16 protein-coding genes are annotated in these 14,874 nt (G+C 56.5%); 7 read left to right on the top strand and 9 right to left on the bottom strand.

All coding sequences use genetic code 11. The annotated features are described in order from the left end of the window. Nucleotides 1-33: 33 nt before the first annotated feature. From PMI37_RS27905 to PMI37_RS27885, 5 genes are all read left to right on the top strand, one after another. The gene (locus PMI37_RS27905; RefSeq protein WP_007910552.1) at nucleotides 34-270 is read left to right on the top strand and encodes a hypothetical protein; all 237 of its coding nucleotides are present in this window, start codon (nucleotides 34-36) and stop codon (nucleotides 268-270) included. A gap of 144 nt (nucleotides 271-414) precedes the next feature. Beyond that, nucleotides 415-1,476: a polysaccharide biosynthesis/export family protein gene (locus PMI37_RS27900; protein WP_052635322.1), complete on the top strand. Its 1,062-nt coding sequence runs from the start codon at nucleotides 415-417 to the stop codon at nucleotides 1,474-1,476. A gap of 11 nt (nucleotides 1,477-1,487) precedes the next feature. Continuing rightward, on the top strand, nucleotides 1,488-2,153 hold the full coding sequence (locus tag PMI37_RS27895; RefSeq protein WP_008087688.1) for a YjbF family lipoprotein: 666 nt from the start codon (nucleotides 1,488-1,490) through the stop codon (nucleotides 2,151-2,153). Further along, nucleotides 2,153-2,911 carry a capsule biosynthesis GfcC family protein gene (locus PMI37_RS27890; protein ID WP_008087687.1) on the top strand — a complete coding sequence of 253 codons (759 nt, stop codon included), beginning with the start codon at nucleotides 2,153-2,155 and terminating at the stop codon, nucleotides 2,909-2,911. The genes PMI37_RS27895 and PMI37_RS27890 overlap by 1 nt, the downstream gene beginning before the upstream one ends. Continuing rightward, on the top strand, nucleotides 2,908-4,986 hold the full coding sequence (locus tag PMI37_RS27885; RefSeq protein ID WP_008087685.1) for a YjbH domain-containing protein: 2,079 nt from the start codon (nucleotides 2,908-2,910) through the stop codon (nucleotides 4,984-4,986). The genes PMI37_RS27890 and PMI37_RS27885 overlap by 4 nt, the downstream gene beginning before the upstream one ends. A gap of 589 nt (nucleotides 4,987-5,575) precedes the next feature. Here the strand turns inward: PMI37_RS27885 and PMI37_RS27880 are convergent. The 3 genes from PMI37_RS27880 to PMI37_RS27865 form a co-directional block, all read right to left on the bottom strand. Beyond that, the gene (locus tag PMI37_RS27880; protein ID WP_008087682.1) at nucleotides 5,576-6,970 is read right to left on the bottom strand and encodes an undecaprenyl-phosphate glucose phosphotransferase; all 1,395 of its coding nucleotides are present in this window, start codon (nucleotides 6,968-6,970) and stop codon (nucleotides 5,576-5,578) included. Nucleotides 6,971-7,361: 391 nt separating this feature from the next. Beyond that, on the bottom strand, nucleotides 7,362-8,021 hold the full coding sequence (locus tag PMI37_RS27875) for a winged helix-turn-helix domain-containing protein (RefSeq protein ID WP_008087680.1): 660 nt from the start codon (nucleotides 8,019-8,021) through the stop codon (nucleotides 7,362-7,364). A 271-nt stretch (nucleotides 8,022-8,292) separates the two neighbouring features. Beyond that, nucleotides 8,293-9,033 carry a winged helix-turn-helix domain-containing protein gene (locus PMI37_RS27865; RefSeq protein WP_008087678.1) on the bottom strand — a complete coding sequence of 247 codons (741 nt, stop codon included), beginning with the start codon at nucleotides 9,031-9,033 and terminating at the stop codon, nucleotides 8,293-8,295. Between the two features lie 571 nt (nucleotides 9,034-9,604). Here PMI37_RS27865 and PMI37_RS27860 point away from each other — a divergent pair. Then, nucleotides 9,605-10,438 (top strand): undecaprenyl-diphosphate phosphatase, encoded by an 834-nt coding sequence (locus PMI37_RS27860; RefSeq protein WP_008087676.1) that lies wholly within the window; start codon nucleotides 9,605-9,607, stop codon nucleotides 10,436-10,438. Here PMI37_RS27860 and PMI37_RS27855 read toward each other — a convergent pair whose 3' ends face one another. Together PMI37_RS27855 and dusA are read right to left on the bottom strand one after the other, a co-directional pair. Further along, nucleotides 10,439-10,810: a DUF2388 domain-containing protein gene (locus PMI37_RS27855; protein WP_008087674.1), complete on the bottom strand. Its 372-nt coding sequence runs from the start codon at nucleotides 10,808-10,810 to the stop codon at nucleotides 10,439-10,441. A 75-nt stretch (nucleotides 10,811-10,885) separates the two neighbouring features. Then, a complete protein-coding gene (gene dusA, locus PMI37_RS27850) occupies nucleotides 10,886-11,896 on the bottom strand; it encodes a tRNA dihydrouridine(20/20a) synthase DusA (protein WP_081500550.1) in 1,011 nt (336 codons plus the stop codon). Nucleotides 11,897-11,998: 102 nt separating this feature from the next. On the opposite strand from dusA, the gene PMI37_RS27845 reads away from it, so the two are divergent. Beyond that, a complete protein-coding gene (locus PMI37_RS27845) occupies nucleotides 11,999-13,123 on the top strand; it encodes a site-specific integrase (protein WP_045123329.1) in 1,125 nt (374 codons plus the stop codon). 1 nt (nucleotide 13,124) lies between these two features. On the opposite strand, the gene PMI37_RS27840 is transcribed toward PMI37_RS27845, so the two are convergent. Genes PMI37_RS27840 through PMI37_RS27830 form a run of 4 tightly spaced genes read right to left on the bottom strand, consistent with a single transcriptional unit; the run spans nucleotide 13,125 to nucleotide 14,872 of the window. Then, nucleotides 13,125-13,400, bottom strand: coding sequence for a pyocin activator PrtN family protein (locus PMI37_RS27840; protein ID WP_008087671.1), 276 nt, complete (start codon nucleotides 13,398-13,400; stop codon nucleotides 13,125-13,127). After that, the gene (locus PMI37_RS31950) at nucleotides 13,397-14,002 is read right to left on the bottom strand and encodes a hypothetical protein (protein ID WP_008087670.1); all 606 of its coding nucleotides are present in this window, start codon (nucleotides 14,000-14,002) and stop codon (nucleotides 13,397-13,399) included. Before PMI37_RS31950 ends, PMI37_RS27840 begins: the two co-directional genes overlap by 4 nt. Next, the gene (locus PMI37_RS32100; RefSeq protein ID WP_008087669.1) at nucleotides 13,995-14,456 is read right to left on the bottom strand and encodes a hypothetical protein; all 462 of its coding nucleotides are present in this window, start codon (nucleotides 14,454-14,456) and stop codon (nucleotides 13,995-13,997) included. Before PMI37_RS32100 ends, PMI37_RS31950 begins: the two co-directional genes overlap by 8 nt. Then, nucleotides 14,453-14,872 carry a hypothetical protein gene (locus PMI37_RS27830; protein ID WP_008087668.1) on the bottom strand — a complete coding sequence of 140 codons (420 nt, stop codon included), beginning with the start codon at nucleotides 14,870-14,872 and terminating at the stop codon, nucleotides 14,453-14,455. Before PMI37_RS27830 ends, PMI37_RS32100 begins: the two co-directional genes overlap by 4 nt. Between the last annotated feature and the right edge of the window lie 2 nt (nucleotides 14,873-14,874).

Genomic DNA, 14,874 nt, shown 5'->3' with positions numbered 1-14,874 from the left:
TTTTAACAGATCGAATGTTAGAAAGGAGTTGTTATGAAAAAAGTGATGGCAGTTGCCCTGTTGACGATGTTGAGCAACTGGGCTGCCGCCGCTGAAGCACCGCTTACTGCGGTGACCAATGTAGGTGGCAATGTGGCGGCTTCTCAAGCGCCGGCAGCCAGTACTGCAATGGTCGCCAGTGCAGTCGCGGCGTCTAACAGCGGTGGCAGTGCCAACGGCGGTACCACCGGTACAACGGGTACCACCGGTACAACCGGCACGCATAACTAACAGGAAGTTCTGTTAGTGCAGTACAGGGTCGCCCGACGCAAGTCGGGTGACTTTGTTTTTGGATTCGCCCTTGAATAGCGTAGTGCCATTATGACTCGTAGTGTTTATCTTTTAATGTTGGCAAGTCTCGCTTTGCAAGGTTGCATGTTTTCCCCCGGTCAATACCTCAGCACCGGCAGCATCACGCGCCAGGGCGCCAGTGAAAGCAGCCGGGTCGAACTGATCCCGATCACCCCCAAGCTGATCGCCATGAACCGCGCCACACAAAAGCGTGAGTCGTTGCCGGCGGAGCTGTTGGTGACACCTGCCGAGTACCGCATCGGCAACAACGATGTCCTGTACATCACGGTGTGGGATCACCCCGAGCTGACCGCGCCATCGGGCGCGCAACAACAGATCGATGCCAACGGCCGACTGGTGCGTTCCGATGGCACGCTGTACTACCCGTTCATCAAGGAAGTCCAGGCCGCCGGCCGGACGATCCAGCAACTGCGTTCGGACATCGAACAGCGACTGTCGGCGTTCATCGCCGAGCCACAAGTGGACGTCGCCGTGTTGCGTTTCGCCAGCCAGAAAGTGGTGGTCACCGGCGCCGTGGCCAAGGCCGGCCCGCAAGCGATTTCCACCAATCCGCTGAGCGTGGTCGAAGCGCTCGGTTCGGCTGGTATCGATACCAACAACGCCGATTTGTCCGGGCTGTTGCTGACGCGCAACGGGCGCACTTATCCGCTGAATCTTGATTCGCTCAATCAACAGGATTCCGAGTTGCAGGGCGTCTACCTCAAGGGTGGCGACCAACTCTATCTGCCGTACAACGACAACAAGCGCATCTACGTGATGGGCGAGGTCAACCAGCCGCGCGCGCTGAGCTTCAAGACCGCGACCATGAACCTCACCGATGTCCTCGGTTCGGTCGGTGGCTTGAGCCAGACCACCTCCAACGGCAACGCGGTGTACGTCATTCGTGGCGTGGAAAACCTTGATGTCGAGCCGGCCAAGATTTATCAGCTGGAAGCCGAATCGCCGACCGCCATGGCGCTGGCCTCGCACTTTGAAGTCCGCCCGCAGGACGTGGTGTATGTCGGGCCTGCCAACGTGACTCGCTGGAACCGCCTGATCAGTCAATTGGTGCCGTCGGCATCGATTGTCGGCACGGGTGCTTCCGCTGCGAAGAACTGGAGCGAATACAGTAACAACAGCAAATAAGGTCGCCGACTTTGAACATTCTGAAAGTTGGCCTGTGCCTGATGGCGGCCTCGTTGCTGTGTGGTTGCAACCCGTTGATGAGCGCGTCCTTGAACAACCTCAAGGCCGCAGTCGTCGGCCCGGATGAAGTGGACGTAAGTGCAGCCGAAGTGGCCGGAGTCAATTACCCGCAACTGAAACTGACCACGCCGTCCGGCTCCGGGGTGCTGGCGCTGGTGCGTGAGCGCGAAGACCTGCAGTTCTGGGTCGCGTCCGGCAAACAAGTGCTGTTGCTGCGCAATGGTCTGGCTGTACGCAGTATCGGCCTGGGCCTGGAGGGCGATCTCGACGGCACGCGCCTGGCCGATGACTCGCCGTTCAAACAGGGTCTGCAGCACGTCGCGGACGGCTTCACCACGCGACGCTGGATCGACCTCTACAAGGGCCAGGAAGTCGGGGTGATCGTCAACAGCCGCTTCTCTCGCCGCTCGGAACAGACCCTGCAGATTCTCGACAAGGAATACACCGTGCTGCGTGTCGATGAGCAGATTGACGCCCCGGCCATTGGCCTGAGCGCGACCAATCGTTACTGGGTCGACCCGCGTGACGGTTTCATTTTGCAGAGCGAGCAGCAGCTGACCTCGCAGTTGCGCGTCAAGGTTGTGCAACTGACCCCAGATCGCAGGCACCTGCCGTGATGCGCCTGAAAATGTTATCGGCGGGCCTGATGCTGGTCGCGAGTGTCAGCCAGGCGGCCGTCACCGTGTCGGGCGATGTCGCCAATCCCGGGCCGGTCACCTTGCCACCCGGCGGGCGCTTGCTCGATGTGATCAGCGAAGCAGTACCGAATGCCGAAGGTTACTGGCTGGCGGGCGCTCTGTTGCGCCAGTCGCTGATCGAGGAGCAGACGCGACTCAAGGTCGGCGTGCTGTTTGATCTCGACGTGTTGCAGCGCATGGCGATGCTGTTCGACCGGCCGAGTCGTGCGGCGTTGGCGCAGCGTCTTGCCGCAGAAGTGCGGCAGATGCCGGTCACCGGACGGCAGGTTGCCGACCTTGATCCGGTGGCGCTGGAAGTGGGTTTCGCGCGCAACATTCGTCTCGACGATGGCGATCGTCTGATCTACCCGACGCGGGTTGATGAGGTGCAAGTTCTCGGTGCCGTCGCCGAGCCGTGCCACTTGCCGTATCAGCCGTTACAAGAGGCCCGCGACTACCTGCAAGGCTGTTCGATCCTGAGCGATGCCGAGGCCGATTACCTGTGGCTGATCCAGCCCAACGGCGCCTCGCAGCGTGTCGGCATTGCCCACTGGAATCGCGAGAGCGGGCACTTTCCCGTGGCCGGCAGCAAGATTCTGGTGCCGGTGAAAAATGATGATCTTGATCCGCCTCTACCTGAACTGAATCAGCAGTTGGCCGAATTTATTGCCACGCAGCTGGCCGAGGTGGTTCGTTGAAGTTACGTTTTGCAGCTGTGTTGTTATTGCCTTGTGGACTGGTTCACGCCGAACCGCGCATTACCCAGAATGACTTCGGTGGCACCGGGCTGTTGCAGACGCCAACGGCGCGCATGGCCCCGGCCGGCGAGTTGAGTGTCAATGCCAACCGCACCGAACCGTACAGTCGCTACAGCGTGTCGTTGCAGCCGCTGGACTGGCTCGAAGGCTCGTTTCGCTACACCGCGATCACCAACCGGCCTTACGGCTCGGAGGCCCTGAGCGGTAGTCAAAGCTATAAGGATAAGGCGGTCGACGTCAAAGTCCGGCTGTGGCAGGAAAGCCACTGGCTGCCCGACGTGGCGCTGGGCTTCCGAGATATCGGTGGTACCGGTTTGTTCTCCAGTGAGTTTTTCGTCGCCAACAAGCGCTACGACAATCTCGACTTCAGTGCCGGGATCGCCTGGGGTTATCTGGGTAATCGCGGCGACATCGACAACCCGTTGGGCTATGTCAGTGATCGCTTCGATACCCGGCCCGCGCTCGAAGGCACCGGTGACGTCAACTCGGGTTCGTACTTTCGTGGCCGGCCTTCGTTCTTCGGCGGCGTGAGTTACCAGACGCCTTGGGATCGTCTCAGCCTGAAACTCGAATACGAAGGCAACGATTACAAGCACGAGCCGAAGGACAACATCATCAAACAGGACTCGCCGATCAACCTCGGTGCGGTGTTCAAAGTGGCGGATTCGGTCGACGTCAGCGCTGCGTGGGAGCGTGGAAATACGGCGATGTTCGGCATTACCTTCCACACCAATTTCGCCACCCGCAAGGCCCCGGCCAAGACCTACGACCCGACACCCGAACCGCTGCCGGCGAAGATGCCGACCACCTCGATGGCGCAGGTCGATTGGGCCAACGTGTCGCAGCGCTTGCAGCAGAATGCCGGCTACAAAGTCGAGCGCATTACTCAGCGTGATTCCGAACTGATCGTCTATGGCGAACAGCAGCGTTACTTCCATTCGCCCAAGGCGGTCGGCCGCGCGAGCCGAATTCTCGACAACAGTGTCAGCGATGACATCGACTGGTTCACCGTGGTCAATAAGCGCTACGACTTGCCTCTGGAAGAAACCAGCGTGCCGCGTCAGACCTTCCGTGAAGTGATCAATAACGAGGAGCCGTTGCAGTCGCTGCACCGCACCACCGAGATCAACCCGGCGATGCCGCACAACGAGAAAACCCTCTACACCGAAGCGCCGCAGCATTTCAGTTATGGCGTGGGGCTGGGCTTCAAGCAGAACGTTGGCGGCCCGGATGGTTTGCTCTATCAGTTCACTGCCGATGCCGATGCCGAGTACCGTTTCAATCGCAACACCTGGTGGAACGGTTTGCTCAGTGCCAACCTGGTGAACAACTTCGACAAATTCAGCTACGACGCGCCGAGCGGTTTGCCGCGTGTGCGCACGGATCTGCGTCAGTACCTGACCACGTCCAATACGACCATGCCGTTGTTTCAGGTGAGCCACGCCGAGCAGTTGGATAAAGACTTGTATGGCATGGTGTATGGCGGGTATCTGGAATCGATGTTTGCCGGTGTGGGCGGGGAGGTGTTGTTCCGTCCGACCGGTGAACGCTGGTCGGTGGGCGCGGACATCAACTGGGTGCGTCAGCGTGATTTCGATCAAGGGTTTGCGCTGCGCGATTACTCGGTGGTGACCGGGCATATCACCGGGTATACGGACCTGCCGTTCGACACATTGGCGGCTGTCAGCGTGGGCCGGTATCTGGCTGGGGATTGGGGCGGCACGCTGGATATCTCGCGAGAGTTTTTCAACGGTGTGCGCTTTGGCGCGTGGGCAACGATCACTACGGCGAGCAGCGCCGAGTATGGCGAGGGTAGTTTCGACAAGGGTCTCTACCTGTCGATTCCGTTCGACGAAATGATGAGCATGTCGACCATGCGCCGCGCCAACCTGGTCTGGGCACCGCTGACCCGTGACGGCGGCGCGCGACTCAGCCGCAGCTTCCAGCTGCACTCGATGACCGACAGCCGGGAAGGGGACATGTTCTACCGTAATTTCGACAAGATCACCGAGTAACCACCATCACCCAAACCTGCAGGAGCAAAGCTTGCTCGCGAAGGCACCGGCACATCCAACATCAATGTCGCCTGACCCACCGCCATCGCTGGCAAGCCAGCTCCCACATTGGTTATTTGTCACACCACAAATCCCGAACCCACCCCAAACCCCCTGTAGGAGTGAGCCTGCTCGCGATAGCGTCCGAGCAGTCGACATCCCTTTTGCCTGACCCACTGCCATCGCGAGCAGGCTCAATCCCACATTGGCTATTTGTCACACCACAAATCCCGAACCCACCCCAAATCCCTTGTAGGAGTGAGCCTGCTCGCGATAGCGTCCGAGCAGTCGACATCCCTGTTGCCTGACCCACCGCCATCGCGAGCAGGCTCACTCCTACAGTGGTTATGCGGTGAAGCCAGAATCAACACCACGCCCAAATCCCTGTGGGAGCTGGCTTGCCAGCGATGAGGCCGGCGCATCCAGCATCAATGTCGCCTGACCCACCGCCATCGCTGGCAAGCCAGCTCCCACCGGTTTGTGCGTCGAGCCCAAATCCCAGGCACAAAAAAGGGGACTTTCGTCCCCATGCGGTGTGCAGTGTTGAGCCTCAGTAAATGTCCTTCGACAACAACGTAAACGGCGTCTTCACTAGGATCTTCAGATCCAGCCACAACGACCAGCTGTTGATGTACTGCAGGTCAATCTCCACACGCTTTTGCATCTTGTCGATTGTGTCGGTTTCACCGCGGCAACCGCTGATCTGCGCCAGCCCGGTGATCCCCGGTTTAATCCGGTGACGCGCCATGTAGGCAAGGATTTTTCCCGAGTAGAAATGGTTGTGCGCGACCGCGTGCGGACGCGGTCCCACGAGGGCCATATGCCCTTGCAGCACGTTGAACAGTTGCGGCAATTCGTCCAGCGATGTGCGGCGAATGAAGCGTCCAACGGCAGTAATGCGCGAGTCGTTGCGGCTCGCCTGCTTCACATCGCGGTCGTCGTGCATGCTCATCGAGCGGAATTTCCAGACCTTGATCACCTTGCCGTTCCAGCCATGGCGATCCTGCTTGAACAGCACCGGACCCGGCGAGTTGAGCTTCACCGCCAGAGCGATGATCAACAGGATCGGGCTCAACGCGATGATCGCCAGCAAGGCCACGGTTTTCTCCACCAGGCTTTTGCTCAAAGCCGCCGTCGGGCGACTGGTCAGCGGGCTCTCGTTCAAGTAGATCGCCGGCAGGCCGTCCACGACTTTCACCGAGTGATTGAGCAGCGTCAAACTGTTCAGGTCAGGCACCCAGACCACATCGACGTTGGCACCCAGCAAATCGACGTACATCGCTTCGATCTTCGCTGCTTCGCACAGCGGCAGGGTGATGTACAAGCGGCGGATATCATGGGCCTCGATCAGTTCCAGCAACTGTTCCTGAGCACCAATAACACGCGGTGCATCGGCGTCCAGCGAAGACACATCGCCATTGCTGACCAAACCGACCAGTGGCAGATTCTCCAGTTGACTGAGCTTCTTCGCCAAGCCCAGCGCCAGCTCGCCTGTCCCCACAATCAGGGTCTTGTGCTCACTTTTACGCGAACGCTGATAGAACTTCGAAAACGCATGCAGCGGCGCATACAGCAGCGCCTGACCGAGGAAGCCGTACACCGCCCAACTGAGAATCACCTGCCGCGAAAACAGCTCATCGGCCTGGCAGACAAACGCAATACACGCCAGCGCCGCCATGGTCATCGACCAACCCATGAACAGTCGACCGAGACCGGTCAGATAGTTATCGCGTTTGCGATAAACACCGCTAAACGTATAAGCCGGCACCGAGGCCAATACTGCCAGTGTTGCGCACATACGGTAGTAGAACGCGACGGTCCCGGTGTGCTGTTCCGCGAGGATGAACAGCAGCGTTACAACAAAGCCCTGTGCCAGCGCCCATTGGCCCCAAAAGGTCAGTCCCTTGAGGCCCGTGCTTCGATTGATACTAAGAGAAAGTTCCATACGATATCCCCAAAAGACGTCCATTCAGGTTTCAACAGTTGAAAGCCGAGTTGTCAGGCAGACGGATTGTTTTTGTTGTTGTAAGTGTCCGGAGGTAACAACATCGAGAGGTCGAACTGTCGTCAGTCAATAGACTAAGTTATTGCCTGAAATGGTGTCTGACGAGTTCTAACAAGATGGCACAATGCCAACTTTCTAATAATTAAATAGAACAGTGTTAGAAAAGGTCGTAGAGCAGGGGGTGAATAAATGATGTTGATTTTGTTACTGTTGAAAGGGTCGAGGCAGGGAGTTTGAATCTGATCAGGGAGGGTGTAACCAAACAGAGTGCTCTTGTTGTTTTTGTAATCGCACTTTTTCTGTTTGTGGTGTTCGCAGGTATCGACCGGGGTTACGCGACGATTTCCTGGATCAGGCAATAACCGCGATTGCGCACGGCACGAAACAGCCGCTCACCCTTACTGGCGCTCTTGAATTTGTCCTGCAGGCGACTCAGGCACATTTCCAGGCCGCGATATTGTTCCGGCTCTCGACCGATGCTCAGGATCAGTTCATCGCGGCTGACAACCCGCTCTTCATGATTGAGCATTTTCCTGACCAATGCTGTTTCCAGGCCGGTAAGACTGATCTCGACGTCGTCTTTAACCAATGCGCCTTGAACATTGTCGAGGTGCCACGTCTCGCTGCAAGGCATATCACCTTCAACAACGGGTGGCCTGTTGCTGCTATCGCTGGTGCTGACCGGAATGCTCTGGAAAGGGTTGGCTGATTGTGCGGCCAGCCATTCGGATTCAAGCGTGGCCAATATTCGCTGAGTATCATGTTCGATACTGCGCGCGACGTTCTTTCGACTGACGCTTGGATAGGTGAACTCCATCACCATTGGCGCTGAAGACGGCGAAGCAACGCCTTCAACAAACATCTGCGCCTGGGACGTGCCAAACGAATTGAAACGCTCACTGGACAAGATGCTCTCCAGTTCGCGTTGAGAAGTTGTACTGTGAGTCACGACGACAAAATATTTTCTGGGGAGGGTTGTACTAGTTTCCATGTCTCTCTCCTTAACTGCGTACCAAAATTGGCTAAAAGGTAAATCGGCAGGCGAGCAATGACTTCCTTGGAAGTAATCGACAGGCAGGGTCTGGGCCCGAAAATGGCCCTCGATAAGTTCCACTCGATCTGCTGCTATGTTGTTAAGTTTATTGTTATGGTGTCGCGCTCATTCAATCGCTTTTTTATAGACAGGCTTGAAGTACAACGAGAGCTATATGGTTGCATCAGACGATCCTTCGTTCGTATGCAAAAGGGTGGCTGCCCTTGAGTCAGGCAGTCGATATCAGACCCCGCAGCAGGCGATAGCCATAGCCGCGAATGCTCTGAATCGCGTTTGTACCATACATGTCCTTGATTTTTCCACGCAAGCGGCTGATCGATTTCTCCAGCGCGCGAGGGTCGTAGAAATGGGTATTGAGGCCCATGATGCCAGCGATTTCATCATGGCTCAGAATGTGATTACGGGTGTGCGCAAACGCTTCCAGGATCTTCATCTCGGCAAACGAGATGTCGAGTTTCTGGCCGTTGTCCATCAAACAGATGCGTGTCGGGTCGAGCGTGAGATCGATCTCGCGCTGCCATTCTTCACTGCTGAAGAATTCGGCCAGCAAGTCAGCGCCATCATCGGAAAGGGTATTGAGCTTGATACAAACATCCGCGCCGGCCAGATAGTATTTGATCTTGTTGACGGCGCCGCGACCGATGATGACCGCGCAAATGATCGGTTTCAAATTATCGGCTCGCAGGTTTTCCACCAACGCGAGGTTTTCCTCAAGAGCCTGCGGGCTATCGATGACGAGGAAGATGGCACGGTATGAACTGCAATATTCATTTTGCTGATATGAACTAAGGTAATCGTTGACCTCTAGTACCATATCGGTGCGCACATGCTGGGCTACCAGTGCTCTAAAATGTTCAGCCACGCCACGGGTGCGACCCAGAGTGAGAACTCCGGGTTCGGCATTTGTGGGGCGCGGGCTTCTAGGCGCTAAGTTCCCTGAGAGCATCATGCATTGACTCGAATTAGTGCTGACATCGGGATGTTAAAGCACCGGTTCTCATCTGTGACTGACAATTGGTAACATTTACGCGGATTTTAGACGTGTCTCCCGAGTTTTCTAACAATAAATAAGCTTTTCAAGCTTTTAGTTGATTTTCTCGGGGTGGTGAACTAGTGCTTAGATGGTGGCGATATGCAATGGTGCCACTATTTTGAGTCTATTGCGATGGCTTTGTCTATGTCCTTTTGCCATTGTATGGCCATCTCTGAATAATGTGATATTGATCACACTTTGTCGGCGGGGCAAGTTTTTTTCTATCTGAAGCCTAAATATTTTCCGTTTAGTTCGTCGGCCGACGATTACTAACATGGCTTGAGTGTGGCAATTCATAAGAACTATTCTTCAAGATCAAAAGATCGCAGCCTGCGGCAGCTCCTACATTTGCAATACGTTCCTCTGTAGGAGCTGGCGAAGGCTGCGATCTTTTGATCTCCAACTAAACCAATTGTGTAACTTCAGATACTCAACCCCTGAGTGTTATTAGCCGGTCGCTCACCCAGAGCGCTCTGACGGAGGATTAATGGATTTCTGGACCCTTTTCCAGGTGTTGATATTAGGCGCAGTAGAAGGCCTGACTGAGTTCTTGCCGATCTCCAGTACTGGCCACCAGATCATCGTCGCCGACTTGCTCGAATTCGGCGGCGAACGCGCCATGGCGTTCAACATCATTATTCAACTGGGTGCCATTCTTGCCGTCGTCTGGGAGTTCCGCCCGAAGATCATCAACATCGTCAAAGGCCTGCCCACCGAGCGCAATGCGCAGCGCTTCACCCTCAACTTGCTGATCGCCTTTCTGCCCGCCGTGGTGTTGGGCGTGTTGTTCGCGGACACCATCCACGAATACCTGTTTAACCCGATCACCGTCGCCGTTGCCTTGGTGGTTGGCGGCATCATCATGCTGTGGGCCGAACAGCGCAATCATGTGATCAGCGTCGATCACGTCGACGACATGCGCTGGTCTGACGCGCTGAAGATCGGTTTCGTACAATGCCTGGCGATGATTCCTGGCACCTCGCGCTCCGGTTCGACCATCATCGGCGGTTTGCTTTTCGGCCTGTCACGCAAGGCCGCCACCGAGTTCTCGTTCTTTCTCGCCATGCCAACCATGGTCGGCGCTGCCGTGTATTCCGGCTACAAATACCGCGACCTGTTCCAGCCCAACGACCTGCCAGTCTTCGCCCTCGGCTTCGTTACGGCGTTCATCTTCGCGATGATTGCCGTGCGCGGTTTGCTCAAGTTTATTGCCAACCACAGCTACGCCGCGTTCGCCTGGTATCGGATCGCGTTCGGCTTGCTGATTCTGGCGACGTGGGTGTTTGGTTGGGTCAACTGGACAGCAGCGGCGGCCGCCTGATCACTGAGCGCTGATCAACGCCGCAACGGCGAGATCATTTAACGCCGAATCCGGCGACTCCTGGCGATAGCGCTGCAAGGCTGACGTGAAATACGCGGCCTGCAGCATGCCGTCGCTGGCCAGATAAAGCCGCGCGTCTTCCTGCTCCTCGGCGGAGTAAACGCGTTTAAAGCTTTCCGTGGTGTTGTTGGTGGCAGAGAAGGGCGTCAGCAACAGCACCATGATCGACAGCCCGGAAAACTGCGTCACCTCCCACGGCGTCTCGGTACGGCCCATGCAAAAGCCATCGCAGTGCGCATAAACGTCGGAAGTGAAGCTGAACAAGGCAAGAAAGGCGTAACGCTTGAAACCGGAAAAACTAAACGCGGGCATAAACAAAAGACATCCTGTCAGTACATCAAAACGCCGGGCAACGCTCATGCGTCGCCCGCACACTCAAACCATCAATCAACGACCTTCAAGTAACTCAGCCGCCTGATCCAGCAACGCCAGCGGATCCTTGGCCTTGTGAATATCCACCGACAACAACTGACGGAATTTCCGCGCCCCCGGGAACCCCGTGCCCAGGCCCAGCACATGCCGCGTGATGTGATGCATCGCGCCACCGGCCTGCAAATGCTCGGCTATATAAGGACGCAACTGCGCCAGCGCCTCAGCCCGACTGATCACCGGCGCCGAACTGCCGAACAACTGCTGATCCACCTCCGCCAGCAAATACGGATTGTGATAAGCCTCACGCCCCAACATCACCCCGTCGAAAGTCTGCAAGTGCTCATGGCAAGCCTCCATCGTCTTGATCCCGCCGTTCAGCACAATCTCCAACTCCGGAAAATCCGCCTTCAGCTGCGCCGCCACGTCATAGCGCAACGGCGGAATGTCACGATTCTCCTTCGGCGACAACCCCTCCAGAATCGCAATCCGCGCATGCACGGTAAAACTGGTGCACCCGGCATCGCGGACTGTGCCGACGAAATCGCATAGCTCGGCGTAACTGTCCCGACCGTTGATGCCGATGCGGTGTTTTACCGTGACAGGAATCGACACCGCGTCGCGCATTGCCTTCACGCAGTCCGCCACCAGTTGCGGATGACCCATCAGGCACGCGCCGATCATGTTGTTTTGCACCCGATCGCTTGGGCAGCCGACGTTCAGGTTGACCTCGTCGTAGCCGTGTTCCTGGGCCATGCGCGCGCAGGCGGCTAGATCCAATGGAACGCTACCGCCCAACTGCAACGCGATCGGGTGCTCGGCTTCGTTGTGACGAAGGAAACGTTCGTGATCGCCGTTGAGGAGCGCGCCGGTGGTGACCATTTCGGTGTAGAGCAGGGCGTTCTTCGACAGGAGGCGTAGGAAGAAACGGCAATGGCGGTCCGTCCAATCCATCATAGGCGCAACGGAAAACCGCCGAGATAGCGCAGGGCTTGAGTTTACTGGGCTGGAGTGGGTGTTTGGTACCATTTGGCTCAACGTATTTATAGCGTGTTTTTAGGCGTTTTCAGGCGTTTTTTCGATGGCGCTGGTACAATGTACCAATCACTTTCGGAGTTGTACCAGTCGACTATGGCAACGATCAGAGCACGAAAACGCACCGATGGCTCAGTCAGTTACACGGCACAGATACGCCTGTTTCGCGATGGAGCGCAAGTCTACCAAGAGAGCCAGACCTTCGCCCGGAAACAGGCGGCACAAGCGTGGGTGCGGCGACGTGAGGCAGAGCTAGATCAGCCTGGTGCGATTGAGCGGGCGAACCGCAAGGGCGTCACCGTACAGGACATGATCAAGCAGTACCTGGATGAAATGGAGAAAGTTCGGCCGCTGGGTAAAACCAAGGAAGCCACTCTAAATGCTATCGCGGCGACGGAGTTTGGCCAGACCGTTGATTCCGCCATCAACAGTCAGCGATTGGTGGATTTTGCACTCTGGCGTATGAGCAAAGAGGGCGGCGGTGTCCAGCCGCAGACGGCCGGCAATGATCTGGCGCACCTTGGGGCTGTCCTATCGATTGCACGGCCTGCTTGGGGGTATGAGGTCGATATCCACGCGATGGCAGACGCTCGAAAGGTGTTGAGAAAGTTGGGTTACAACATGAAAAGCCGCGAGCGGGATCGGCGGCCGACCAAGGACGAGCTGGATAAGGTGCTGGAGCATTTTGTGGGTATTCAGCTGCGTCGCCCTAGTTCGATCAACATGCTCAAAGTTACCGGCTTCGCATTGTTCTCCACGCGTAGGCAAGACGAGATCGGCCGAATGCTTTGGGAGGACGTCGATGAAGAGCGTCAGCGGGTGATGGTGCGGGACATGAAGAACCCGGGCCAGAAGATTGGCAACGATGTTTGGTGTCACCTCCCGGATGAAGCTTGGCGCATTCTGAAAAGCATGCCAAAGGAGCGTGCAGAGATTTTCCCCTATAACTCGTCATCGATCGCCACTGCCTGGGCAAAGGCGTGCAAGTTTCTGATGATTGAAGATCTGCACTTCCACGATCTGCGGCACGACGGAGTGAGCCGGTTATTTGAAATGGACTGGGATATCCCACGAGTGGCCAGTGTTTCTGGGCATCGGGATTGGAATTCATTGCGTAGATACACCCATCTGCGCGGGCGAGGTGACCACTATGCCGAATGGCCGTGGTTAGAGAGGATCATTCAGGCGCCCGTGAAGCTGGGCGCCTGGGGTAAGCAGTGAGTTAACTGGCTCGGCGGAGCCCGTTGAGCTGATTGCATTCCTTTACTGCGGCTTCCCTTTGCAGGTCAAGGTAGGCCGCAAGGTCGGTGATGTGGATGCCCTTCGCGCTTTTCTGGCTCGATTCGAGGCGAGTGATCGGAATCTTGATCTGGCCGGCCAGAACCTTGCGCTGGAACATATCACTGGTTAGGTGTGTGAAGTAGTCCTTACACACCTGTTCCAGGGGGATGATGGCCCGGCCGTTGTATTGAGCCATAAGGATGAAAGCTGTATTCATGCGGCCACCACTTTTTTGTGCTCTGAACTAGGAATGCGCTCATTGATAATGTTGTTATTTCTGGTAGTTAGTCCGGATTGTTTTCGCTTCCCTTCCCGGGCGATTGAACCCAGCGGCGCTACCAGTTTTAAATGGCAAGATCTGCACCACAGCGAGCCGGCAGAAATTAGGCGTACCTCTGGCTGCGAGTAATCAAATTCAAGCCCTCTCACAGCCCAAGGCCCAATGTTAGTAGTGCAGTTTTCACAGCGCCCAATGGCGTACAGTTTTTTGACGGTTGCTAAGTAAATAGCTGAGCCGTGTTCTTTCGCTGGATGGCCTTTGCCCCGAGTCTTTTTCACGAATGAACAACGCTTGCTGCAAGTCACGACTCTTGCGGCTTCAGATGGCGTCTGCTCCATTTCTTTACCGCAGATTATGCAGGGTTTGAAAACACGAACCTCTCTCGCCTTAGCCGCACAAGCGACACTACAGGTAGGATTTGCAACCCGAGCCACATGGCTTGTATGGCGTGCAAAAGTGCATCCGCAAATAGGGCACGCCACGTAGACCATTCCAGCTGTACGCGACAGTTTGGAAAGGTTAGATAGCTCTTTAGCCATTTTGCACTTCCTTGGTTTCAGCGCTAAGGCATGTCCCAAGTTTTAGGTGCTGGCACAGGTAGACAGTCGCTGGCGACTGTGGGGGCTCTGCTTGACTTGCCGTCGTGTCTAGAACTTGCCCATACCCCACCACAAGCTGCGCGAGCGGGCGATCTTGAGCGATTAGCGTTGCCTCATGTGACGGCGCCTCGCGCAGCTTTTCGTGGGGTATAAGTACCTCGGTAGTGGCGCTGATAGGGGCGATAATGCCTGCCGCTACGCAGCAGAGACTGTTTGTTTCAATTGGGTCGACGCTGGGTTCCTCGCGGAGCAAAGCGGTCATGGATTGGGTGTTGTGCTGAAGCTTCTGCGTGCCGCTTTCCTCCGAGGTTCGAAAGCGATTTGGTTCCTCAGGCGCTGGTGGAGCGTAAGCCGGATTACGGTGGGTGCCGGAGTGGGTGCGGATCTCGCTCATGCTGCGTCTTCCTGGTTTGCAGGTTCCAGCAACGCGGCGATGGCGAGCGCCTGGTCGTGCAAAGCGATGGTTTCGCGTTCGAGTTTTTTGCCGGTGCGGAAGGCGCTGAAGGTCTCGGCAGCGATCCGGAGCTTTTCAGCGATGGCTAGTAGGATTTCATGCTCTTGCTTGCCCAGTTTTGAGGCCGCCAGTGCGCGCTCGTAGTGACCGTAAAGTTGTAGGAGGTCAGCGCGGGTTTGAATCAGTGAGTGCTCCAAGCTACGGATGGCTTCTGAGTTGTCGGATTGCTTGATGGCTTTGCCTTCGTCGATTCCTTCGATGCGGCCGTCGATCAGACCGCCCCGGTAGCCGGTCCAGTAGAGGAGGGCAGCGCCGATGATGAGGCCGATCAACGCGCAGATTTGAATTGCGGTCATGT

It is taken from the genome of Pseudomonas sp. GM80, from assembly GCF_000282515.1.
GTDB lineage: Bacteria > Pseudomonadota > Gammaproteobacteria > Pseudomonadales > Pseudomonadaceae > Aquipseudomonas.
This window is presented reverse-complemented; position numbering and strand designations above follow the sequence as displayed.